Consider the following 22,375-nt stretch of genomic DNA (forward strand, 5'->3'; position numbering starts at 1 on the left):
TATTTAATCCATGTTGATGAATTTCTCACTAATCTCGAACCTGCTTCTACTAGCACTAAGCCTACAGCTTGGGGCAGGTAAGGCCTGAGTTAATGAGATTAAAGTAATTCATTAGCCACGACATACCAGCCCCAGCAAATTGCTGGGGTTTTTGTTTTTAGATTCGCAATTGAGTAGTAAACACAATTAAGCAATATTGAACCGGAGAGTAGTGATGAGTGACAAAGTAATCATTTTTGATACCACCTTACGTGATGGCGAACAATCGCCTGGTGCCTCAATGACCAAGGATGAGAAGGTTCGCATTGCTCGCCAGTTAGAGCGCCTCAAGGTAGATGTGATCGAAGCTGGATTTGCTGCGAGCTCTGAGGGCGACTTTCAGGCGATCTCTGCTGTAGCAGCGGCCGTGAAAGATTCCATCGTATGTTCGCTTGCTCGCGCCAACGATAAAGACATAACTCGTGCAGCAGATGCCCTAAAAGCGGCTAATGCAAAACGCATTCATGCTTTCTTGGCAACCAGCCCATTGCATATGGCTGTGAAATTACGCATGTCTCCAGAAGAGGTTTTAGAGCAAGCTAAGCGTTCTATTCGCTTTGCTAGAAACTTGGCTGAGGATATCGAGTTCTCTGCAGAAGACGGCTATCGCTCAGAAATGGATTTCTTATGCAGAGTAGTGGAGGCGGTCATCAACGAAGGTGCGACCACCATCAATATTCCTGACACCGTAGGTTATGCCACGCCAGAGTTGTATGGTGAATTTATCAAGACCTTACGCACCCGTGTTCCGAATTCAGATAAAGCGGTTTGGTCTGTGCATTGCCACAATGACTTAGGTATGGCTGTCGCCAATTCATTAGCTGGTGTGAAGATTGGTGGCGCTCGACAAATTGAGTGCACCATTAACGGCTTAGGTGAGCGCGCTGGTAATACGGCCTTAGAAGAGATTGTGATGGCTTTGCGTACACGCAAGGATTACTTTGATATGGTATGCGGTATCGACGCCACTCAAATTGTTCCTGCTTCGAAGTTGGTCTCGCAAATTACTGGTTTCGTAGTTCAGCCAAACAAGGCGGTCGTTGGCGCCAACGCATTTGCGCACACTTCCGGCATCCACCAAGATGGCATCTTGAAGAATCGCGATACCTATGAAATCATGCGCGCAGAAGATGTGGGTTGGTCTGCTAACAAGATTGTGTTGGGTAAGTTGTCTGGCCGTAATGCATTCAAGCAACGCTTGCAAGAGTTGGGTATCGCAATTGAAGCTGAAGCAGATTTGAATGAAGCATTTGTTCGCTTCAAGGCATTGGCTGATCAAAAATCAGAAATCTTTGATGAAGATATTATTGCCATCATGTCAGACTCTGCTGCAGCGGAAGAGGGTGAGTTTTATAAATTCATTTCTTTGAGTCAGCATTCCGAAACAGGTGAGCGTCCAAAGTCTAAGGTTACTTTCCGAGTGGGCGACAAAGAGGCGAGCTCTGAGGCTGAAGGTAATGGCCCAGTGGATGCTAGCTTGAATGCAATTGAAGAGATCGTGAAGAGTGGGGCGGAGCAGTTGCTCTATTCCGTGAATGCGATCACTTCAGGCACGCAATCTCAAGGTGAGGTTACTGTGCGACTCGCTAAAGGTGGACGCATCGTCAATGGTGTTGGCACTGATCCAGACATCATTGCTGCATCAGCGAAAGCTTACTTATCTGCACTGAATAAATTGCATGATCCTAGCCAAGCTAAGCTCAATGCGCAGATGACACCTTAATCATTCTTGGTGGCATCTGCAGTATCTGAGTCATACACCTCTTATTTATTGAGGTCTGTGTTCTTGTAGTACTTGGTACCTTTGCCGGTGATTTCAGCGGCAAGGCCTGAGTCTGTAAGTTGATACATCAATACTCCAGGAGCGACTGTGGCTGCATCTTGGTAGGCATCCCCATTGCTTTCATACTTGGCAGCTGCAGTGACCTGACCGCCAAAGGTCCAGCCGGAATTCACGAAGTCATTTAAGGCTGCTTTTGTCTGAAATACAAAGATGTTCTGGAATGACTTAATTCCAAGGCCCAGGCCAGCCTGGACTTCGGCCATATTCATATAAATCGGCTTAACCCCATCCTTTTGAATAACAACGCCGCTACCCGTGCCTCCGCCTGCAATCAGAATCTTCATGCCAAAGTTGCTAAAGGTGGCGTACCCAACCGATTTTTCAATCACTTCTTTTGCTTTTGGTTGAACCTGATAAAGCGCCTTGAGGATGTCATTGCTCGTTTTAAGAATGTCTTCCCGTTGCTGAGCAACTGTCTTTTGAGGGCCAAAAGGATTGGAAAATTGGGCAAAAGCAGTGTTGCTGAGGCAAAAAGCGCCCAAGACCAGGGTAAATATAGACGGGGCAAGACGATGAATTTTCATAACTTATTGATTTTATTGGATAATTTTATTATAAATGGGGTTTGATCCACTAGAGGATAGCAAGTTCTAGGAGAGGCAACCCATTTTTTGACCTGTCTCTGCTACAATTCGAGGGCTTTGATTTTTAAAGCTTTTTTGTTTTATTTGATTAATTAATGCACGACACGGATTGGGTGAAAGCTCAAGTGTTCGCAAGTAAGGAGTATGAAAATGGCAGTTGCTGATATTAAAACGGCGGAAATCGTCAAAGAAAACGCGCGCAGCGCAAACGATACAGGTAGCCCTGAAGTTCAAGTTTCATTGCTAACAGCCCGTATCAATGAATTAACCCCCCATTTCAAAGCTAACGCTAAAGATCATCACAGCCGTCGTGGTTTGTTGAAGATGGTTTCACGCCGTCGCCGCCTCTTGGATTACCTCAAGGGCAAGGATTTGGGTCGCTATCGCGCATTGATCGAGAAATTAGGTCTCCGTAAGTAATTCTTATCGGTATTGCAATGCCATCTTTCTTAGGGTTGTTTCGTAACAGAATCAGTCTTAAGCAGATGGCATGTTTTTTGAGCGCTTCAAGATTATTTGTGTAGGGGATCGTGTCATTCCAATGAGTTTCTGGATTATTAAATCCAGTGTCTCCCTGGAATGGCATCCCTTGTGATCTTCAAACGCTCCAGTGTTGTCGTGACACTGCTTTATCCCACGGCAAGCGTGAAATCCATGTGGCTTTTACGTGAACAATTTGGAGAAGATCAGAATGACTATGTTTAAAAAAGTAGTAAAGACGTTTCAATGGGGCAACCATCAAGTAACAATGGAAACAGGCGAGATTGCTCGTCAATCTGGTGGTGCTGTAATCGTTAATGTGGATGACACAGTAGTAATGGGCACAGTAGTTGCTTCTAAATCAGCTAAGCCGGGCCAGTCATTTTTCCCATTGACTGTTGATTACCTCGAAAAAACTTACGCCGCAGGAAAAATCCCTGGTGGCTTCTTCCGTCGTGAAGGTCGTCCATCAGAAGGTGAGACATTAATCTCCCGTTTGATCGATCGCCCATTGCGTCCATTGTTCCCAGAAGGCTTCTTAAACGAAGTTCAGGTAGTGGTTCATGTGCTGTCTATCAACCCAGACGTTCCTGCTGATATTCCTGCATTGATCGCCGCTTCTGCAGCTTTAGCTGTTTCAGGCATTCCATTTGCTGGCCCAGTTGGCGCTGCACGTGTTGGTTACGCTAACGGCCAATACCTCTTGAACCCAACTCGTACAGAGCAAGCTACTAGCGAGATGGATTTGATTGTTGCTGGTACACAAGCTGCTGTATTGATGGTTGAATCAGAAGCCAATCAGTTATCAGAAGAAATCATGTTGGGCGCTGTTGTATATGGTCATGACCAAATGCAAACTGCAATCAATGCAATTAACGAATTAGTGACTGAAGCTGGCAAGCCAGAGTGGGATTGGACTGCTGCTCCTAAAGATGAGCCATTCATCGCTAAGGTAACTGCATTGGCTGAAGCGCCATTGCGTGAGGCTTATCAGATTCGTCAAAAAGGTGCTCGTTCAGACAAGCTCAAAGAAATCACTAAAACAGTGGTAGCTAAGTTACAAGAAGAGGGTGATGTTGACGCTGTTGCCGTTAACGACATCTTGTTTGAAATCGAAGCGAAGATTGTTCGTAGCCAGATTTTGAATGGTGAGCCACGTATTGATGGTCGTGATACACGCACTGTTCGCCCAATCGAAATTCGTAATGGCGTATTGCCACGCACACACGGTTCAGCATTGTTTACCCGTGGTGAGACACAGGCTCTTGTAGTAGCTACTCTAGGTACTGCACGTGATGAGCAGATCATTGACGCGCTCGAAGGTGAGTACCGTGATCGCTTCATGTTCCACTACAACATGCCTCCGTTCGCTACTGGCGAAACAGGTCGTGTAGGTAGCCCTAAGCGTCGTGAAATTGGTCACGGTCGTTTGGCTAAACGTGCATTGATTCCAGTATTGCCAAGTGCAGAGGATTTTGCGTACAGCATTCGTGTGGTTTCTGAAATTACTGAGTCCAATGGTTCTTCATCCATGGCTTCTGTTTGCGGCGGCTGTTTAGCAATGATGGACGCTGGTGTTCCAGTTAAAGCGCACGTTGCTGGTGTTGCAATGGGCTTGATTTTGGATGGCAATCGTTTTGCTGTGTTGACAGACATCTTGGGTGACGAAGATCACTTAGGCGACATGGACTTTAAAGTAGCTGGTACTGCTAACGGTATTACTGCTTTGCAAATGGACATTAAAGTTCAAGGCATCACTAAAGAAATTATGCAAGTTGCATTGGCCCAAGCTAAAGAAGGCCGTTTGCACATTTTGAGCAAGATGCAAGAAGCAATGGGTTCAGTTCGCACTGAATTGTCTGCACATGCTCCACGTATGGTTTCTTTCAAGATTCATCCAGACAAGATTCGTGAAGTCATCGGTAAGGGCGGCGCAACAATTCAGGCCTTGACTAAAGAAACTGGTTGCAGCATCGACATTAAAGATGACGGTACTGTAACAATCGCTTCTACTTCTGCTGAAGGCATGGCTGAAGCGAAAGCGCGTATCGAAGGCATCACTGCTGAAGCTGAAGTAGGTAAGATCTACGAAGGTCCAGTTGTGAAGTTGCTCGAGTTTGGTGCTTTGGTAAACATTCTTCCAGGTAAAGACGGTCTCTTGCACATCTCTGAAATTTCCAATGAGCGTGTAAAAGAAGTTAAAGACTACTTAGCAGAAGGCCAAGTGGTTCGCGTGAAGTTGTTAGCTGCTGATGAGCGTGGTCGTTTGCGTTTATCTCTCAAGGCTGCGATGGCTGATGAAGGTGGCACGATTGCTCCTTTGGCTGGCACTAGCGAAGCTACTGCTGAAGCAGCTCCTGCATCTGGCGAAACTGCTTAAGTAAAGTAAGCGAGCGGGGATTCATATGCGCGTAATGGAAATCAAAGAATTTGGCGCACCAGAAATGCTGGTGTCTGCCACTCGTCCAGATCCAGTGGCTCCGGCTGCTGGTACGGGTGAGATTTTGATTAAGGTGATTGCTGCTGGGATTAATCGCCCAGACGTTTTACAACGTAAAGGCCATTACCCAGTTCCTGCAGGCGCATCGGATATTCCTGGTCTCGAAGTGGCTGGCGAGATTGTTGGTGGTGACCTAGCTCACGCTGACAATCTGTTTGGCCTCAAAGTGGGTGATAAGGTTTGTGCGCTTGTGCAGGGTGGTGGTTACGCGGAACTGTGTACCGCTCCCATTGCGCAATGCTTGCCTTACCCAAAAGGATTTACTGATCAAGAAGCAGCTTCATTACCTGAAACTTTTTACACCGTGTGGAGCAACGTCTTCATGCGTGGTGAGTTATCTGAAGGTGAAACTTTGTTGGTGCAGGGCGGTTCTAGTGGCATTGGTGTAACTGCCATTTTGATTGCCAAAGCTTTAGGTCATAAAGTATTTGTTACTGCCGGTACTGATGAGAAGTGCGCAGCTTGCGTAGCTTTAGGTGCTGACTTGGCGATCAACTACAAGACACAAGACTTTGTGGAAGAAGTAAAGAAAGCTACAGATGGCAAAGGTGTCAATGTGGTGCTTGACATGGTCACTGGTGCTTACGTACAAAAAGAAATTGATTGTTTGGCTGATGATGGTCGTATCGTGATCATTGCGATCATGGGTGGATCAAAAGCAGAAGTGAATACTGGTCAAATTTTGCGTCGCCGTTTAACCATCACTGGTTCAACATTGCGCCCACGTCCAGTGTCATTCAAGAAACAAATTACCCAGCAGTTGCATGCACGTATCTGGCCTTTGTTAGATGCGGGCAAGTTAAAGCCGGTGATTTATAAAACATTTACCTTAGACCAAGCTGCTGATGCTCATCGTTTGATGGAGTCTTCTGAGCACGTTGGCAAGATTGTGTTAACTGTTTAAGTATTGAGCTAGATTTAATGCGTCCACTCACTGTTATCGGCAACTGGAAAATGAATGGCAGTCTTGCGAGTAACGCAGACTGGGTCAAGACCGTTTGTCATGGGATGGAGCAGGGCATGCCAGCAGGCCGTAAGTATGCAGTCTGCGTGCCAGCGCCTTATTTATCGCAGTGTGGTGAATTGATTCAAGAATGCTCACTCGCTTTTTTAAGCTTGGGTGCTCAGGATGCATCGGCTTATGCTGCTGGAGCTTATACCGGCGAGGTTGCCGCATCCATGCTCAAAGAATTACATTGCGCTTACGTGATTGTTGGGCACTCTGAGCGTCGTCAGCACCACCATGAGGCTGATGAGCAGGTTGCTGAGAAAGCCCTTCAGGTGCTTGATAGCGGCATGACTCCGGTGATTTGTGTTGGTGAGTCTGCGGATGAGCGTAACTCGGGTCGTGAGGTTGAGGTAGTTCGAGGTCAGATTTCAAAGCAGGTGGCTATTTTGCAAGACCGTTTGGCTGACTGCCTCATTGCTTATGAGCCTATTTGGGCGATTGGTACGGGGAAGGTGGCAAGCGCTCAGATGGCTCAGGATATGCACCGAGCAATTCGCTTGCAGCTAGCGGAATTTGATGAAGATGTAGCGTCCCATGTGGGAATTTTGTATGGCGGCAGTGTTAAACCGGACAATGCCGTTGAATTGTTTGCAATGCCAGATATTGATGGCGGATTGATTGGGGGTGCTTCATTGAACCCGCAGGATTTTCTCGCTATTTGTCAGGCCTAGATTTTTTATTTGGAGATAAGCCATGGAATGGTTTAAGACTTTATTGATCGTTTTGCAGGTTATTTCAGCTTTGGCTGTGATCTTGCTTGTGTTGCTTCAGCAGGGTAAAGGTGCCGATATGGGCGCTGCATTTGGCTCAGGATCTTCTGGTAGCCTGTTTGGCGCCAGTGGCTCAGCCAATTTCCTCTCCCACACAACCGCCATTTTTGCTGCAGTCTTCTTTGTCTGCACTTTGGGGATTACCTGGATTGGTAATAAGAAGGAAGTTAGCCCTGGTATTTTGTCTGGAACCGTTGCTCCTGTCGTAGCTCCCGCTGCTGCACCAGCTGCCCCAGTTCAGGATCCCACTAAGCCAGCAGTTCCAAAGTAAAAAAGTAGGAATTCAGCACTTTCTACCCCTGTTTTCGGGGTAGTTCAGTGGTGCAATGCAGTAGAATTGACAGGTTTTACAAGATGCCGACGTGGTGAAATTGGTAGACACGCTATCTTGAGGGGGTAGTGGCTTAGGCTGTGCGAGTTCGAGTCTCGCCGTCGGCACCAAATTGTAAAATTTGTAGGGGTTTATGCTGTAAATCAACGTTTTATGTAGTGGATTAATTGATAATTTGCTGTATCTAAAGATTTGTCAGACGAACGACTCAGGACCATTTTGAATCTCGCTAATTACTTTCCTGTTCTTCTTTTTATCCTCGTAGGTATTGGGGTGGGTTTAGTCCCCATGTTCCTCGGAAAAATTTTGGCTCCTTCGAAGCCAGATGCTGAAAAACTGTCGCCATACGAGTGCGGTTTTGAGGCCTTCGAAGATGCGCGTATGAAGTTCGACGTGCGCTACTACCTTATTGCCATCCTATTCATCTTGTTTGACTTAGAAACTGCATTCCTATTCCCATGGGGTGTGGCTCTTCGTGATATCGGCTGGTTCGGCTACGCCTCTATGGTGATTTTCTTATTGGAATTCATCGTTGGCTTTGTATATATCTGGAAAAAGGGCGCTCTCGACTGGGAGTGATAGATATGGCATTAGAAGGCGTTCTCAAAGAAGGATTTGTTACCACTACTGCAGACCAGTTAATTAACTGGACGCGTAATGGCTCTTTATGGCCAATGACATTTGGTCTTGCTTGCTGCGCTGTAGAAATGATGCACGCAGGCGCATCCCGTTACGACTTGGATCGATTTGGTGTGGTTTTCCGCCCATCCCCGCGTCAGTCTGACCTCATGATTGTTGCTGGTACCTTGTGTAACAAGATGGCTCCAGCGCTCCGTAAGGTTTATGACCAAATGCCTGAGCCACGTTGGGTTATCTCGATGGGTTCTTGTGCCAATGGTGGTGGTTACTACCATAACTCGTATTCAGTAGTTCGCGGTTGCGACCGCATCGTGCCAGTTGATATTTATGTTCCTGGCTGTCCTCCAACTGCAGAAGCGCTGATCTATGGAATCATTCAGTTGCAATCCAAGATCGCTCGCACCAGCACGATTGCGCGGAAGGCTTAAACCATGTCAGATCGTTTAGTTCAACTCGCTGCCAATCTAGAAAAAGTTTTAGGTAAGCGTGCGCAATCTATTGAGATTGCTTTGGGTGAAGTGACTGTTGTTGTAAATGCAGATACCTATTTTGAATCCGCTATGTTGTTGCGTGATGAGTCTTCATTGGCTTTTGAGCAACTGATTGATTTGTGCGGCGTGGATTATCAAGATTTCCGCGAAGGGCAGTGGGGTGGTCAGCGCTTTGGTGTTGTATCTCATCTCTTGTCTATCGAACATAACTGGCGCTTGCGTGTACGCGTGTTCGCACCAGAAGATGCGTATCCAGTGGTTGCTTCGCTAACTCCAGTTTGGGCAGCTGCTAACTGGTTTGAACGTGAAGCGTTTGATCTCTATGGCATCTTGTTTGATGGTCATGAAGACTTGCGTCGCATCTTGACTGACTACGGTTTCATTGGTCATCCATTTAGAAAAGATTTCCCAATTTCTGGCAACGTTGAAATGCGTTACGACCCAGAGTTAAAGCGTGTTGTGTATCAGCCTGTCACGATTGAAGCGCGTGAAATCACGCCACGTATCGTGCGCGAAGAGCAGTACGGAGGTCCGGTTTAAGTCATGGCACAAATTAAGAACTACACCCTCAATTTCGGTCCTCAGCATCCTGCGGCACACGGCGTATTACGCCTGGTGTTAGAGCTCGATGGCGAAGTAATTCAGCGCGCTGACCCGCATATCGGTTTATTGCATCGCGCTACAGAAAAATTAGCTGAGACACGTACTTGGATTCAGAACGTTCCTTACATGGATCGTCTGGACTATGTATCGATGATGTCAAATGAGCATGCTTATGTAATGGCGATTGAGAAATTGCTACAAGTAGATGTGCCAGAACGCGCTCAATATATTCGCGTGATGTTTGACGAGTTAACCCGTTTACTCAATCACCTCTTGTGGATTGGTTGTCACGGTTTAGACGTTGGTGCAATGGCCGTATTTTTGTACGCATTCCGTGATCGTGAAGATATTTTTGATATGTACGAAGCTGTTTCTGGCGCTCGTATGCATGCTGCTTACTATCGTCCGGGTGGCGTCTATCGCGACCTACCTACACAGATGGCGCAGTACTCCAAGTCGAAGATTCGTAGTGCTTCTGCAATCAAGCGTTTGAATGAAAATCGTAGCGGCACATTACTCGATTTCATTGAGCAGTTCTCAAATGGTTTTGATGCCAACGTAGATGAGTATTGCAATCTCTTAACGGATAACCGTATTTGGAAACAACGCTTAGTTGGTATTGGTGTCGTATCTCCTGAGCGTGCTTTGCAACTCGGTTTCACTGGCCCAATGCTTCGTGGTTCTGGTATTGAGTGGGACTTACGTAAAAAGCAACCTTACGAGACTTACGACAAACTCGACTTTGATATTCCGGTTGGCGTGAATGGTGATTCTTATGATCGCTATTTAGTGCGCATGGAAGAAATGCGTCAATCCAATCGCATCATTAAACAGTGCGTGGCTTGGCTCAAGGCAAATGATGGCCCTGTCATGAGCGACAACCATAAAGTGTCTCCACCGAAGCGTGTGGACATGAAGACCAATATGGAAGAGTTGATTCACCATTTCAAACTCTTTACTGAAGGTATGCACGTTCCTGATGGCGAGGCTTACTCTGCCGTTGAGCATCCAAAAGGTGAGTTTGGTATCTACTTGATTTCTGATGGTGCGAATAAGCCATACCGCATGAAGATTCGTGCGCCAGGCTTTGTGCATTTATCTGCAATGGATGAGATGTCACGCGGCCACATGTTGGCTGATGCTGTAACCATTATTGGTACCCAAGATATTGTGTTCGGGGAGATTGACCGCTAATTCAGCGCGCCAAGGATTAATTCATGACAACAACTCTTCAACTTTCAGACAAAACGCTCGCAGACATTGCGCGCAATGTCGCGAAATACCCGCCAGAACAAAAACAATCTGCCGTGATGGCTTCTTTGATTGCCGCCCAAACTGAAGTAGGTTGGGTTTCGCCAGAGGTGATTGCTACTGTTGCTCAAATTTTGGAAATGCCAACCATTGCAGTGGATGAAGTGGCTACTTTCTACAACATGTACGACACCAAAAAAATTGGCAAATACAAGTTGGTGATTTGCACAAACCTACCTTGCCAGTTAACCCATGGTGAAACTGCTGCAACGTATTTAAAAGAAACTCTTGGCATTGGCTACAACGAGACAACTCCGTGCGGTACGTTCACTCTAAAAGAGGGTGAGTGCATGGGTGCTTGCGGAGATTCTCCAGTGATGTTGGTGAATAACAAGCGTATGTGCGGCTTCATGAGTAAAGAAAAGATTGACGCTCTCTTAAATGAGCTCCGTGCAGAAGGGAAAGCAGGATGACCAGCTTGCACGACAGACACATTAAGCCTTTGATTCTTGCTGGATTGAATGGCGAGAACTGGCGTTTAAAAGATTACGAAAGCCGTGGCGGATATCAACAACTCCGTCGCATCATCAATGACAAAGTTGCACCTGACGCAATCATTGCTGAATTAAAAGCTTCATCATTACGTGGTCGTGGAGGCGCAGGATTCCCAACTGGATTGAAGTGGAGCTTTATGCCCCGTCAATTCCCTGGCCAAAAGTATTTAGTTTGCAATAGTGACGAAGGTGAGCCGGGTACATTTAAAGACCGCGACATCATGCGTTACAACCCGCATGCCTTGATTGAGGGCATGATTATTGGTGCCTACACTATGGGCATCACTGTGGGCTACAACTATATCCACGGCGAAATTTGGGAAGTCTATTCCCGTTTCGAAGAGGCTCTTGATGAGGCTCGAGCTGCTGGGTATCTTGGCGACAAAATCATGGGAAGTGATTTCAACTTCCAATTGCATGCCGCTCCAGGTTGGGGCGCTTATATCTGTGGTGAAGAAACTGCTTTGCTGGAGTCTCTTGAGGGTAAGAAGGGCCAACCACGCTTTAAGCCACCATTCCCTGCAAGCTTTGGTCTGTATGGCAAGCCAACCACCATCAATAACACTGAAACATTTGCTGCTGTGCCATTCATTATGGCAATTGGTGGTCTAGCTTACTTAGAGTTGGGTAAGCCAAATAACGGCGGTACGAAGATTTTCTCTATCTCTGGCGATGTTACTTATCCAGGTAACTACGAGATTCCATTAGGCACTCCATTCGCTGAGCTGTTGAAGCTTGCCGGTGGTATGCGTGATGGCATCCCATTGAAAGCGGTAATTCCTGGTGGATCTTCTTCACCAGTTATTCCTGGCGCAGAGATGATGACCCTCACAATGGATTACGACAGCATTGCGAAAGCAGGTTCGATGTTGGGATCTGGTGCTGTGATTGTGATGAATGAAACACGTTGTATGGTTCGCGCCTTAGAACGTCTGTCTTACTTCTATCACGAAGAATCTTGCGGTCAGTGCACCCCATGTCGTGAAGGTACTGGCTGGTTGTGGCGCATTGTTCACCGCATCGAACATGGTGAAGGCCGTCCAGAAGATTTGGATTTATTGAACGATGTAGCGGCAAACATTCAGGGTCGCACGATTTGCGCCTTAGGTGATGCAGCTGCAATGCCGGTTCGCGGCATGTTGAAGCATTACATGGATGAATTTGCGTATCACGTAGAACATAAGCGCTGCTTAGATTCTGCGAAACCTTTATAAGACATTGAGCACGGGACATCTTAAAGTGAGCATGGTTGAAATCGAATTAGATGGTAAGGCTGTAGAAGTTCCGCAAGGTTCGATGGTGATGCACGCCGCGAACAAGATCGGCACTTATATTCCTCACTTCTGCTATCACAAGAAATTATCTATCGCTGCTAACTGCCGTATGTGTTTGGTAGAAGTGGAGAAGGCTCCTAAACCTTTGCCAGCTTGTGCAACTCCAGTGACGCAAGGCATGAAGGTGTTTACACATTCTGCTAGAGCAGTTGAAGCTCAGCGCTCTGTCATGGAGTTCCTGCTGATTAACCATCCTTTGGATTGCCCAATTTGCGATCAAGGTGGTGAGTGCCAGTTGCAAGATTTAGCAGTTGGTTACGGTAAATCGAATTCACGCTACGAAGAAGAAAAGCGTATTGTTTTCCATAAGAATGTAGGTCCACTCATCTCCATGCAGGAGATGACCCGTTGTATTCACTGCACCCGTTGCGTACGCTTTGGACAAGAAGTTGCCGGTGTCATGGAATTGGGTATGGTCAACCGTGGCGAGCATTCTGAAATCACGACTTTTGCAGGTCAAACCATTGATTCAGAGTTGTCTGGAAACATGATTGATTTGTGCCCAGTTGGCGCTTTGACAAGCAAGCCATTCCGCTATGCTGCGCGTACTTGGGAATTGGGTCGTAAGCGCTCAGTGAGTCCACACGATAGTCTTGGTGCGAACACTACTATTCAAACTAAAGCCAACAAAGTAATGCGTGTTGTTGCTTTGGAAAATGACGCAGTAAATGAGTGCTGGATTAGCGACCGTGATCGCTTTGCCTATGAAGGTTTGAATAGCGCGGATCGCGTAACGACACCAATGGTGAAGCAGGGCGGTCAGTGGCTTGAGACTGATTGGCAATCCGCAATGGATTATGTTGCTCATTCACTTAAAACCATTTCCTCTGAGAGTGGCCCTGAAGCGGTTGCTGCTTTAGCGCATCCAATCTCTAGTACTGAAGAGTTGTACCTCCTCCAGAAGATGATTCGTGGTTTAGGCTCTAAGCAAGTTGAGACTCGTTTACGTCAAACTGACGTGAAGGGCGCTGCCTCTGCCCCATGGTTGGGTATGCCGATTAGCAAAGTAAGTGAATTAGATCGTGTTTTAGTAATCGGTAGCTTCTTGCGTAAAGAGCAACCATTGATTGCTGCTCGTCTACGTACTGCAGCTAAGCGTGGCTTACAGGTTTCACGTATTGATGCTGGTGGCGATGATTGGTTAATTCCTAATACTGGTATTGCTGCAACTCCGAGCGCATGGCTCAACACATTAAGCGAAGTGGCATTGGCTGTGGCTAAAGCGAAGTCTGCTACTGCTCCGGCCTGCACGCCAAATTTACCTGTGTCTGCTACTGCGCAAAAAATTGCAGATAGCTTGCTTTCCGGTACATCTACTTCTGTATTGCTGGGCTCTGCCGCAATCGCGCATCCACAGGCATCTGATTTACATATGCTGGCGCAATTTATTGCTGAGCAAACTGGCGCAACTTTAGGCTTCTTGCCGGTTGGCGGTAATGCTGTTGGTGCTAGCTTGGTAAATGCCAACGGTGTTGGCGTTGAATCCGTGTTATCCGGTGAGCGCCGCGCTGTGATCTTGATGAATATCGAGCCAGATGCTGATTTGCCAAACTCTGCACAGGCTCGCGCTGCTTTGGCTAAAGCTAATACAGTGATTGCCTTAAGTGCTTATAAGAGCGCTGATCTGCTTGAGGTCGCTGACGTAATTCTGCCGATCTCTACATTTACAGAAACAGTGTCTACTTTTGTTAATTCAGAAGGCCGTGCACAAACGATTCAGCCAGCTGTAAAACCTTTAGGCGATTCTCGTCCAGCATGGAAAGTTCTTCGTGTTCTAGGTGGTTTATTGAATTTAGATGGCTTCCTCTACAACATGCCTGAAGAGGTGTTGGGTGAAGCGCTTGGTGAGAATTACTGCGCTAAGTTGTCAAACCAATCTACAGCTACTGACTTAACTAATTTAACTAGTGGCAATGCAGGCTCGTCAGCAGGTTTAGAGCGCATATCTGATGTTGGCATTTACGCCGGTGATCAAATCGTCCGTCGTTCATCAGCATTGCAGTTAACGCGTGATGCTAAGCGTGGCAATCAAGTTGGATTAGGTCAAGCGCTCTTTAATGAGTTGGGCTTGAAAGAGGGCGATGCTGTGCGAGTGATCCAAGGTGGTCAGTCCGTAGATTTGCCTGTCACATTGGAAGCGAACTTGGCCAAGGGTGCCGTCAGAATTTCTGCGGGCACTATGGCTAGCGCTAAATTGGGATCGATGTTTGGTCCTGTAACTGTTAGCAAGGCATAAGGGACGAGATGGATAATTTCTTGAACCTCGTTACCACCCAAGGTGAGGCCATCTTTGGTTCACTATGGCCACTTGTTTGGGCTTTGGTGCGCATCGTGATCATCGTGTTGCCGATGTTTGGCGCCGTTGCTTATATGACTCTTTGGGAGCGTAAGCTCATTGGTTGGATGCATATCCGTCTTGGGCCAAACCGTGTTGGTCCTTTGGGTTTATTGCAGCCGATAGCTGATGCCTTGAAGCTCTTGATGAAGGAGATTATTTCTCCGACACAAGCTAGCAAAGTACTGTATTTCATTGCACCAGTGATGGTGATCATGCCGGCATTTGCCGCTTGGGCTGTGATTCCTTTCCAGGCCAAAATGGTCTTGGCTGATGTCAATGCTGGATTACTTTATGTAATGGCAATTTCATCCATTGGTGTTTATGGTGTGATCTTGGCAGGTTGGTCATCTAACTCCAAGTACCCATTCCTTGGTGCTATGCGCGCATCAGCTCAAATGATTTCTTATGAGATCGCCATGGGCTTTGCATTGGTTACTGTGCTGTTGACTTCTGGCTCATTGAATTTGAGCACGATTGTGGCTTCACAAGAGCAGGGCTACTTCGCCAACATGGGCTTGAATTTCCTATCCTGGAATTGGCTACCGTTGCTACCAATGTTCGTGATTTACTTCATCTCTGGCGTTGCTGAAACGAACCGTCATCCATTTGACGTGGTTGAGGGTGAGTCAGAGATTGTTGCGGGCCACATGGTTGAGTACTCCGGCATGGCTTTTGCAATGTTCTTCTTGGCTGAATACGCCAATATGATTCTGATTGCTGCCTTAGCATCCACCATGTTCTTAGGTGGTTGGTTGCCTATCGTTGATTTGCCTATCCTCCGTGATATCCCAGGTTTCTTCTGGCTATTTGCTAAAACCTTCTTCCTCTTGTCTTGCGTTATCTGGTTGCGTGCGACATTGCCACGCTATCGCTATGACCAAATTATGCGTTTGGGTTGGAAGATCTTTATTCCTATCTCTGTATTCTGGGTAGTTGTCGTTGGCGCATGGGTTGTATCCCCATTGAATATTTGGAAATAAGTTGATCAATCATGTTTAAGAAAATTTCCCAATTCCTCGATAGCTTGATGTTGAGAGACATTTTGGTCGGCATGGCAATTACCGGTCGTTACCTCTTCAAGCCAAAAATTACTGTTCAATACCCTGAAGAGAAGACGCCTCAGTCTGTTCGCTTCCGTGGCTTACATGCTTTGCGCCGTTATGAAAATGGGGAAGAGCGCTGCATTGGTTGCAAATTGTGCGAGGCTGTTTGTCCTGCCTATGCCATCACGATTGAAACTGCTGAGCGCGATGACGGTACGCGTCGTACTAGCCGTTACGACATTGACTTAACTAAGTGCATTTTCTGCGGCTTCTGTGAAGAGGCTTGTCCAGTTGACGCCATTGTTGAAACTAATATTTTTGAGTATTTCGGTGATAAGCGCGGTGATTTGTATTTCACTAAAGAAATGCTTTTGGCAGTAGGCGATAAGTATGAAAAAGATATTGCCGCTAACCGCGCAGCTGATGCGCCTTATCGTTAATCGAATAAAGCACAACGACATATGACATTCGATACTTCTACACTTTTTGCAGCGTTCTTTTATGCCTTTGCTGGCCTTTTAGTGCTCTCAGCATTGCGCGTGATCACAGCTCGCAATCCTGTGCATGCTGCCTTGTTCTTGGTTTTGGCTTTCTTCTGCGCCTCTGGCTTGTGGATGCTTCTCAAGGCGGAGTTCTTGAGTTTGGCCTTGATCCTCGTTTATGTTGGCGCAGTAATGGTGCTCTTCTTGTTCGTGGTCATGATGCTGGATCTGGATCTTGAGCATCTGCGCCGTGACTTTAAGAAATTTCTACCGGTAGCCTTCTTGATGGGGGCGGTCATCGTATTGGAACTATCTATCGTTTTAATTCGTAGCTTTATCGGTACGAGCGCACCAGTGCAGCCAATGCTCGAGGAAATGGCTACTAGCAATACACAAGCTTTAGGTATGTTGATCTTCGTTGATTATGTTTATGCCTTCGAGGTTGCCGGCGTCATTCTCTTAGTGGCCATCATCGCTGCCGTGGCATTGACACTGCGTAACCGTAAAGATTCCAAATCGCAGAATATCCATGAGCAAGTGAACGTGAACTCTGCAGACCGTATGCGTATCGTGAAGATGGGTTCAGATATGGCCGCAAAGCAAGATACACGCGGGGAGAAGAAATGACTATTACCCTGGCTCACTACTTAGTGCTTGGCGCAATTTTGTTTGCGACTAGCGTGATCGGTATCTTCTTGAACCGTAAGAACATCATCGTGCTCTTAATGGCAATTGAATTGATGCTTCTCTCGGTGAACATGAACTTTGTAGCCTTCTCTCATTATTTGGGTGATATGGCTGGTCAAGTATTCGTATTCTTTATTTTGACTGTGGCTGCTGCTGAGGCAGCAATCGGTCTGGCAATTTTGGTTGTTCTCTTCCGTAAGGTAGACACCATCAATGCTGAAGACCTTGACCACCTAAAAGGCTAGTCATGCAATTGACCTTAACTCTTCCTGTTCTCTGCGCAATTCCGCTGGCGCCATTATTTGGTTCGGCGATTGCGGGATTCTTCGGCACCAAATTAGGTGGTAACCGCATCGGTAACGGCGCTTGCCAGTTCGTAACCATTTTAGGTGTGATGATCGCTTTCGTCCTGTCTTGTTTTGTGCTGGTGCAAGTGATGGATGGTTTCTATTTCAATGGCACCGTGTACCGCTGGATGCAATTGGGCGAGCTTAATCTGGATATTGGCTTCTTAATTGACCCGCTGACAGCCACCATGATGTGTGTAGTGACCTTTGTATCTTTGATGGTCCATATCTACACCATCGGTTATATGCAGGGTGAAGAGGGCTACAACCGCTTCTTCTCATACATTTCACTCTTTACCTTCGCGATGTTGATGTTGGTAATGAGTAATAACCTCTTGCAACTCTTCTTCGGATGGGAAGCAGTAGGTGTGGTTTCCTATTTATTGATTGGCTTCTACTTTGAGCGTCAAACCGCTGTATTTGCCAACATGAAGGCCTTCTTAGTTAACCGTGTTGGTGACTTTGGCTTCATTCTCGGTATTGGCTTGCTTTTAGCCAGCACTGGCTCCATGAACTACGACGTGATCTTTGCTCAGAACACAGCTCTTGCTGCGCAAACTTTACCGGGCACTAGCTGGAATTTAGTCACCGTAGCTTGTATCTGTTTATTCATCGGTGCGATGGGTAAATCAGCCCAGTTCCCATTACACGTTTGGTTGCCTGACTCGATGGAAGGCCCAACTCCAATTTCTGCATTGATTCATGCTGCAACGATGGTGACTGCCGGTATCTTCATGGTGTCACGCATGTCACCGCTGTTTGAGTTGTCTGATGCAGCCTTGAGCTTCATCTTGGTGATTGGTTCGATCACTGCACTCTTTATGGGTTTCTTGGGCATAGTCCAAACCGATATCAAGCGGGTAGTCGCTTACTCCACACTATCTCAGCTGGGTTACATGACTGTCGCATTGGGTGTATCCGCTTATCCAGTTGCCATCTTCCATTTAATGACACACGCATTCTTCAAAGCGCTCTTGTTCCTTGCCGCGGGTAGTGTGATTTTGGGTATGCATCACGAGCAAGATATGCGCAAGATGGGTGGTCTCTGGAAATATATGCCAATCACTTGCCTCATGATGTTGCTAGGTAACTTGGCCTTGATCGGAACACCTTTCTTCTCAGGCTTCTATTCAAAAGACTCCATCATCGAAGCAGTAGCTGCTAGCCACATTCCTGGCTCAGGCTTTGCTTACTTCGCAGTGATGGCCAGCGTTTTTGTAACAGCTTTGTATTCTTTCCGTCTGTACTTCTATGTATTCCACGGTAAAGCACGCTGGGGTCATGATGATGCTCATGCGCACGATCACCACCATGATCATGCAGAGCAGGGTGACGATCATGCGCATCATGGTTTAGCTCCTGGTCAAAAACCGCATGAGTCACCATTCGTTGTGACCTTGCCATTAATCTTGTTGGCAATTCCTTCTGTCATCATCGGTTACTACACGATTACACCTTTGTTATTTGGCACCTATTTTGGTGATTCGATCTTTGTTGATATTGGTAAGCATCCAGCGATGAAGGAACTTGCTGAAGAGTTCCATGGTCCGATTGCCATGGCAATGCATTCGCTGACATCCCCAGTATTGTTATTAGTTGTTCTTGGCGTATTGACTGCTGCAATTGGTTATCTCTGGGCTCCTAAGTTGCCTGGCGTGGTTGCGCAAGCATTTGCTCCAATCAAGAAGCTTTTGGATAACAAATACTATCTCGATGATTTAAACCAAGCTGTTTTTGCTAAAGGTTTGCTGTGGATCGGTGGTGTCTTATGGCATCGCGGCGATCAGCAGGCAATCGATGGCTTCTTGGTTAACGGTAGTGCGCACGCAGTAGGGCGCTTTTCCGGGGTTATTCGCCATTTGCAATCCGGTTATCTTTATCACTATGCCTTCGCAATGATTGCGGGCTTAGCGGTATTGCTGGCTTGGGTTTTGTACGCTTACCTGCCTTTTGTTCGCTAGGCCTTTGTTACTTAAGTAGCCATCATGATTCTTTCTTACGCCATCTGGATCCCGATTTTCTTCGGCATCATTATTTTGTTCTACGGTTCAGAGAAGCCGACTGCCGGTGTTCGCTGGTTGGCTCTCGTTGGCTCCGTTCTTGGCTTCATTGCAACTCTGCCACTAGTGATTGGCTTTGATATCGCCAATCCAGGCATGCAGTTTGTTGAAAAACTCAGCTGGATTCCTCGCTACGACATTAACTACCACTTAGGTATCGACGGTATCTCTGTATGGTTCATCGTCTTGACTGCATTCGTCAATATTATTGTGGTGATTGCAGCATGGGAAGTGATTGATAAGAAGGTTTCGCAATACATGGCTTCCTTCTTAATCCTTTCTGGATTAATGATTGGTGTATTTGCTGCTCTAGATGCATTGCTGTTCTATGTCTTCTTCGAGGCAACCTTGATCCCGATGTATATCATCATCGGCGTGTGGGGCGGTCATAACCGTATCTATGCAGCATTTAAGTTCTTCTTGTACACCTTGCTTGGCTCATTACTGACTTTGATTGCCATGCTGTACTTGTACAACGTAACGAATACCTTCGATATTTTGGCTTGGCACAATGCTCGCCTCGATATCGTTGAGCAAATTCTCCTGTTCTTCGCTTTCTTCATGGCGTTTGCTGTGAAGGTGCCAATGTGGCCATTACATACTTGGTTGCCAGACGTTCACGTGGAAGCGCCGACTGGTGGCTCTGTAGTGTTGGCTGCGATTATGTTGAAGCTTGGTGCTTATGGTTTCTTGCGCTTCTCATTACCAATCGCCCCAGATGCAAGTCAGTATCTCGGTCCATTTGTTATCTTCCTATCTTTAGTGGCTGTGATTTACGTAGGCGCAGTGGCTTTAGTGCAGAAGGATATGAAGAAGTTGGTTGCTTACTCTTCAGTGGCACACATGGGCTTTGTAACCCTCGGTTTCTTCCTCTTTAGCCCGCTGGGCATTGAGGGCGGTATTGTGCAGATGATTTCTCACGGCTTTGTAGCCGGTGCAATGTTCCTTTCTATTGGCGTTCTGTATGACCGCATGCATACCCGTCAAATTGCTGATTACGGTGGCGTTGTCCATCGTATGCCTGCGTTCACAGCATTTGCAGTATTGATGGCAATGGCTAACTGCGGTTTACCTGCTACCTCTGGTTTCGTGGGTGAGTTCATGGTGATCCTGGCTGCAGTTGATTATGACTTTGTGATCGGCATCTTGGCAGCGACTGCATTAATCCTCGGCGCCGCTTACTCCCTATGGATGGTGAAGCGCGTGTTCTTTGGTGCGGTTACTAATAAGCATGTTGAGGAGTTAAAAGATCTCAATGCGCGTGAGTATTTCATGATGGCAGTGTTGTCCATCTGTGTGATCGGTATGGGTGTTTATCCAAAGCCTTTTACCGACATCATTCATCCAGCCGTGATTAATCTGCTGCAGCATGTTGCTGTTAGCAAACTCTGAGTAAAAGCTAATGCAAGCATTTGACCTATACGCCGTCCTGCCGGAACTTGTTTTACTCGTAGCTGCCTGCCTCTTATTGGTAGCGAGCGTTTATGTTCCTGAGCGTCAGCCAGCAACCCCTGGTGTAGAGCAAGATATTTTCCATACGCCTCGTGGCGTTGGTTTTGTTTACTTTTTCTCCATCATTTTGTTGGTCTATTTGATCTTTGCCTATGTAGGACGTATTGGAGATGTTTCCGTTGTTGCCATGAATGGCTTATTTCAGTCCGACCCTTTTTCAAACCTATTAAAGGCGTGTTCATGTGGCGCTGTATTGGTGAGCTTGGTGTACTCAAAGCAATACCTGACTGATCGTGCAATGTTCCGTCCAGACTTTATTGTCTTGGCTTTGTTGGCCTTGTTAGGGCAGTGCGTATTGATCTCTGGTGCCAATCTTCTCACTCTGTATTTGGGTCTTGAATTGATGGCCTTGCCTACCTATGCTTTGGTAGCAATGCGTCATAACAATGAGAAGAGTGTTGAAGCAGGCATTAAGTACTTCATTCTGGGCGCATTAGCATCTGGTTTCTTGCTTTACGGTATGTCCATGTTGTACGGCGTAACCGGTTCACTCGATCTAATCGAAATCTTCAGAACAGTTGCTGATCCTCGCGTAAATCATTTGGTGATGGCTTTTGGTTTGGTATTTATTGTTTCTGGTTTGGCCTTCAAATTAGGTGTTGTGCCATTCCATATGTGGGTACCTGATGTCTATCAAGGTGCGCCAACTGCAGTAACTCTGATGATTGCTGCAGCTCCAAAGATTGCAGCCTTTGCCTTGTTATTCCGCTTGCTCGTGAATACCTTATTGCCACTCTTGGGTGACTGGCAACCAATGTTAGTCTTGTTGGCAGTCTTGTCATTGGTTGTGGGTAACGTCACTGCGATTGCGCAAACCAATATGAAGCGTATGCTGGCTTACTCTGCGATTGCGCAGATGGGCTTTGTGTTGCTAGGTATGCTGTCTGTATTCGATGACCATGCTTTTAGCGCTTCGATGTTCTATGCCATCACTTATGTGTTGACTACTTTGGGGAGCTTCGGCCTCTTGATGATGTTGTCACGCAAAGGTCATGATTGCGAAACCATTGATGATCTCAAGGGTTTAAATAAGCGCCATCCATGGTTTGCCTTTATTGGCTTAGTAATGATGTTCTCTTTGGCAGGTATTCCGCCAACAGTAGGCTTTGCAGCTAAGTTGGGAGTGCTTGAGGCCTTAGTTGATGGCGAGCATACATTCTTGGCCATCATTGCTGTGATCGCTTCATTGATTGGCGCTTTCTATTACCTCAGAGTGGTTAAGGTCATGTACTTTGATGAGCCAAAAGAAGAGCATGCTTCTGAAGTTACTGGGTCAGGATTTGCTCGTGGCCTTTTGAGTCTGAATGCGGTATTTGTTTTGGCTTTGGGGATTTTCCCGGCTGGGCTCATGGCTGTGTGCCTTGATGCAATGCGCCGCACTTTATTAGGTTCATAAGCAAGCAGTTCTACTGACTTTTGATGAAGGCTCCGAATAGGAGCCTTTCTCTTTTCTGTCATCTGAGTTTTGTATGATGAAC

21 protein-coding genes and 1 tRNA gene are annotated in these 22,375 nt (G+C 46.6%); 21 read left to right on the forward strand and 1 reads right to left on the reverse strand.

All coding sequences use genetic code 11. The features are described from left to right. Positions 1 to 214 precede the first annotated feature (214 nt). A complete protein-coding gene (locus ICN11_RS04510; protein WP_215334779.1) occupies positions 215 to 1,762 on the forward strand; it encodes a 2-isopropylmalate synthase in 1,548 nt (515 codons plus the stop codon). A 41-nt stretch (positions 1,763 to 1,803) separates the two neighbouring features. On the opposite strand, the gene ICN11_RS04515 is transcribed toward ICN11_RS04510, so the two are convergent. Further along, positions 1,804 to 2,406 (reverse strand): YSC84-related protein, encoded by a 603-nt coding sequence (locus ICN11_RS04515; RefSeq protein ID WP_216229351.1) that lies wholly within the window; start codon positions 2,404 to 2,406, stop codon positions 1,804 to 1,806. A gap of 210 nt (positions 2,407 to 2,616) precedes the next feature. Here ICN11_RS04515 and rpsO point away from each other — a divergent pair, with 210 nt between their 5' ends. The 20 genes from rpsO to nuoN all read left to right on the forward strand — a co-directional run bounded on the left by rpsO (position 2,617) and on the right by nuoN (position 22,293). Then, a complete protein-coding gene (rpsO, locus tag ICN11_RS04520; RefSeq protein WP_015420915.1) occupies positions 2,617 to 2,886 on the forward strand; it encodes a 30S ribosomal protein S15 in 270 nt (89 codons plus the stop codon). Between the two features lie 271 nt (positions 2,887 to 3,157). Then, complete coding sequence (pnp, locus tag ICN11_RS04525; protein WP_216229352.1) at positions 3,158 to 5,326, forward strand: polyribonucleotide nucleotidyltransferase; 2,169 nt, start codon at positions 3,158 to 3,160, stop codon at positions 5,324 to 5,326. A 25-nt stretch (positions 5,327 to 5,351) separates the two neighbouring features. Continuing rightward, positions 5,352 to 6,350 (forward strand): NAD(P)H-quinone oxidoreductase, encoded by a 999-nt coding sequence (locus ICN11_RS04530; RefSeq protein WP_216229353.1) that lies wholly within the window; start codon positions 5,352 to 5,354, stop codon positions 6,348 to 6,350. Positions 6,351 to 6,367: 17 nt separating this feature from the next. After that, positions 6,368 to 7,126: a triose-phosphate isomerase gene (tpiA, locus tag ICN11_RS04535; protein WP_216229354.1), complete on the forward strand. Its 759-nt coding sequence runs from the start codon at positions 6,368 to 6,370 to the stop codon at positions 7,124 to 7,126. Between the two features lie 22 nt (positions 7,127 to 7,148). After that, positions 7,149 to 7,496, forward strand: coding sequence for a preprotein translocase subunit SecG (gene secG / locus ICN11_RS04540; protein ID WP_216229355.1), 348 nt, complete (start codon positions 7,149 to 7,151; stop codon positions 7,494 to 7,496). Positions 7,497 to 7,581: 85 nt separating this feature from the next. Continuing rightward, positions 7,582 to 7,666 (forward strand) — tRNA-Leu (locus ICN11_RS04545). 109 nt (positions 7,667 to 7,775) lie between these two features. Beyond that, a complete protein-coding gene (locus tag ICN11_RS04550; RefSeq protein ID WP_011902892.1) occupies positions 7,776 to 8,135 on the forward strand; it encodes an NADH-quinone oxidoreductase subunit A in 360 nt (119 codons plus the stop codon). 5 nt (positions 8,136 to 8,140) lie between these two features. Then, the gene (locus tag ICN11_RS04555; RefSeq protein WP_011902891.1) at positions 8,141 to 8,623 is read left to right on the forward strand and encodes an NADH-quinone oxidoreductase subunit B family protein; all 483 of its coding nucleotides are present in this window, start codon (positions 8,141 to 8,143) and stop codon (positions 8,621 to 8,623) included. A gap of 3 nt (positions 8,624 to 8,626) precedes the next feature. Continuing rightward, positions 8,627 to 9,226, forward strand: coding sequence for an NADH-quinone oxidoreductase subunit C (locus tag ICN11_RS04560; RefSeq protein ID WP_216229356.1), 600 nt, complete (start codon positions 8,627 to 8,629; stop codon positions 9,224 to 9,226). A 3-nt stretch (positions 9,227 to 9,229) separates the two neighbouring features. Then, positions 9,230 to 10,483 carry an NADH-quinone oxidoreductase subunit D gene (locus ICN11_RS04565; RefSeq protein WP_216181924.1) on the forward strand — a complete coding sequence of 418 codons (1,254 nt, stop codon included), beginning with the start codon at positions 9,230 to 9,232 and terminating at the stop codon, positions 10,481 to 10,483. Positions 10,484 to 10,506: 23 nt separating this feature from the next. Beyond that, the gene (gene nuoE, locus ICN11_RS04570) at positions 10,507 to 11,013 is read left to right on the forward strand and encodes an NADH-quinone oxidoreductase subunit NuoE (RefSeq protein ID WP_216229357.1); all 507 of its coding nucleotides are present in this window, start codon (positions 10,507 to 10,509) and stop codon (positions 11,011 to 11,013) included. Continuing rightward, on the forward strand, positions 11,010 to 12,308 hold the full coding sequence (nuoF, locus tag ICN11_RS04575) for an NADH-quinone oxidoreductase subunit NuoF (protein WP_216229358.1): 1,299 nt from the start codon (positions 11,010 to 11,012) through the stop codon (positions 12,306 to 12,308). The genes nuoE and nuoF overlap by 4 nt, the downstream gene beginning before the upstream one ends. A gap of 31 nt (positions 12,309 to 12,339) precedes the next feature. Next, positions 12,340 to 14,664, forward strand: coding sequence for an NADH-quinone oxidoreductase subunit NuoG (gene nuoG, locus ICN11_RS04580; RefSeq protein ID WP_216229359.1), 2,325 nt, complete (start codon positions 12,340 to 12,342; stop codon positions 14,662 to 14,664). An 8-nt stretch (positions 14,665 to 14,672) separates the two neighbouring features. Then, positions 14,673 to 15,746 carry an NADH-quinone oxidoreductase subunit NuoH gene (gene nuoH, locus ICN11_RS04585; protein WP_216229360.1) on the forward strand — a complete coding sequence of 358 codons (1,074 nt, stop codon included), beginning with the start codon at positions 14,673 to 14,675 and terminating at the stop codon, positions 15,744 to 15,746. Positions 15,747 to 15,757: 11 nt separating this feature from the next. Continuing rightward, a complete protein-coding gene (nuoI, locus tag ICN11_RS04590; protein WP_216229361.1) occupies positions 15,758 to 16,249 on the forward strand; it encodes an NADH-quinone oxidoreductase subunit NuoI in 492 nt (163 codons plus the stop codon). A 21-nt stretch (positions 16,250 to 16,270) separates the two neighbouring features. Further along, on the forward strand, positions 16,271 to 16,918 hold the full coding sequence (locus tag ICN11_RS04595) for an NADH-quinone oxidoreductase subunit J (protein ID WP_216229362.1): 648 nt from the start codon (positions 16,271 to 16,273) through the stop codon (positions 16,916 to 16,918). After that, entirely contained in the window at positions 16,915 to 17,223 is a 309-nt protein-coding gene (gene nuoK / locus ICN11_RS04600; protein ID WP_015420930.1) for an NADH-quinone oxidoreductase subunit NuoK, read from the forward strand. Before ICN11_RS04595 ends, nuoK begins: the two co-directional genes overlap by 4 nt. Before the next feature lie 2 nt (positions 17,224 to 17,225). Further along, the gene (gene nuoL / locus ICN11_RS04605; RefSeq protein ID WP_216229363.1) at positions 17,226 to 19,286 is read left to right on the forward strand and encodes an NADH-quinone oxidoreductase subunit L; all 2,061 of its coding nucleotides are present in this window, start codon (positions 17,226 to 17,228) and stop codon (positions 19,284 to 19,286) included. Positions 19,287 to 19,310: 24 nt separating this feature from the next. After that, positions 19,311 to 20,777 (forward strand): NADH-quinone oxidoreductase subunit M, encoded by a 1,467-nt coding sequence (locus ICN11_RS04610; RefSeq protein ID WP_216229364.1) that lies wholly within the window; start codon positions 19,311 to 19,313, stop codon positions 20,775 to 20,777. 10 nt (positions 20,778 to 20,787) lie between these two features. Beyond that, positions 20,788 to 22,293, forward strand: a complete 1,506-nt coding sequence (nuoN, locus tag ICN11_RS04615) for an NADH-quinone oxidoreductase subunit NuoN (protein ID WP_216229365.1) — start codon at positions 20,788 to 20,790, stop codon at positions 22,291 to 22,293. The last annotated feature ends 82 nt before the right edge of the window (positions 22,294 to 22,375 follow it).

Source organism: Polynucleobacter sp. 78F-HAINBA, from assembly GCF_018882325.1.
Classification (GTDB): domain Bacteria; phylum Pseudomonadota; class Gammaproteobacteria; order Burkholderiales; family Burkholderiaceae; genus Polynucleobacter.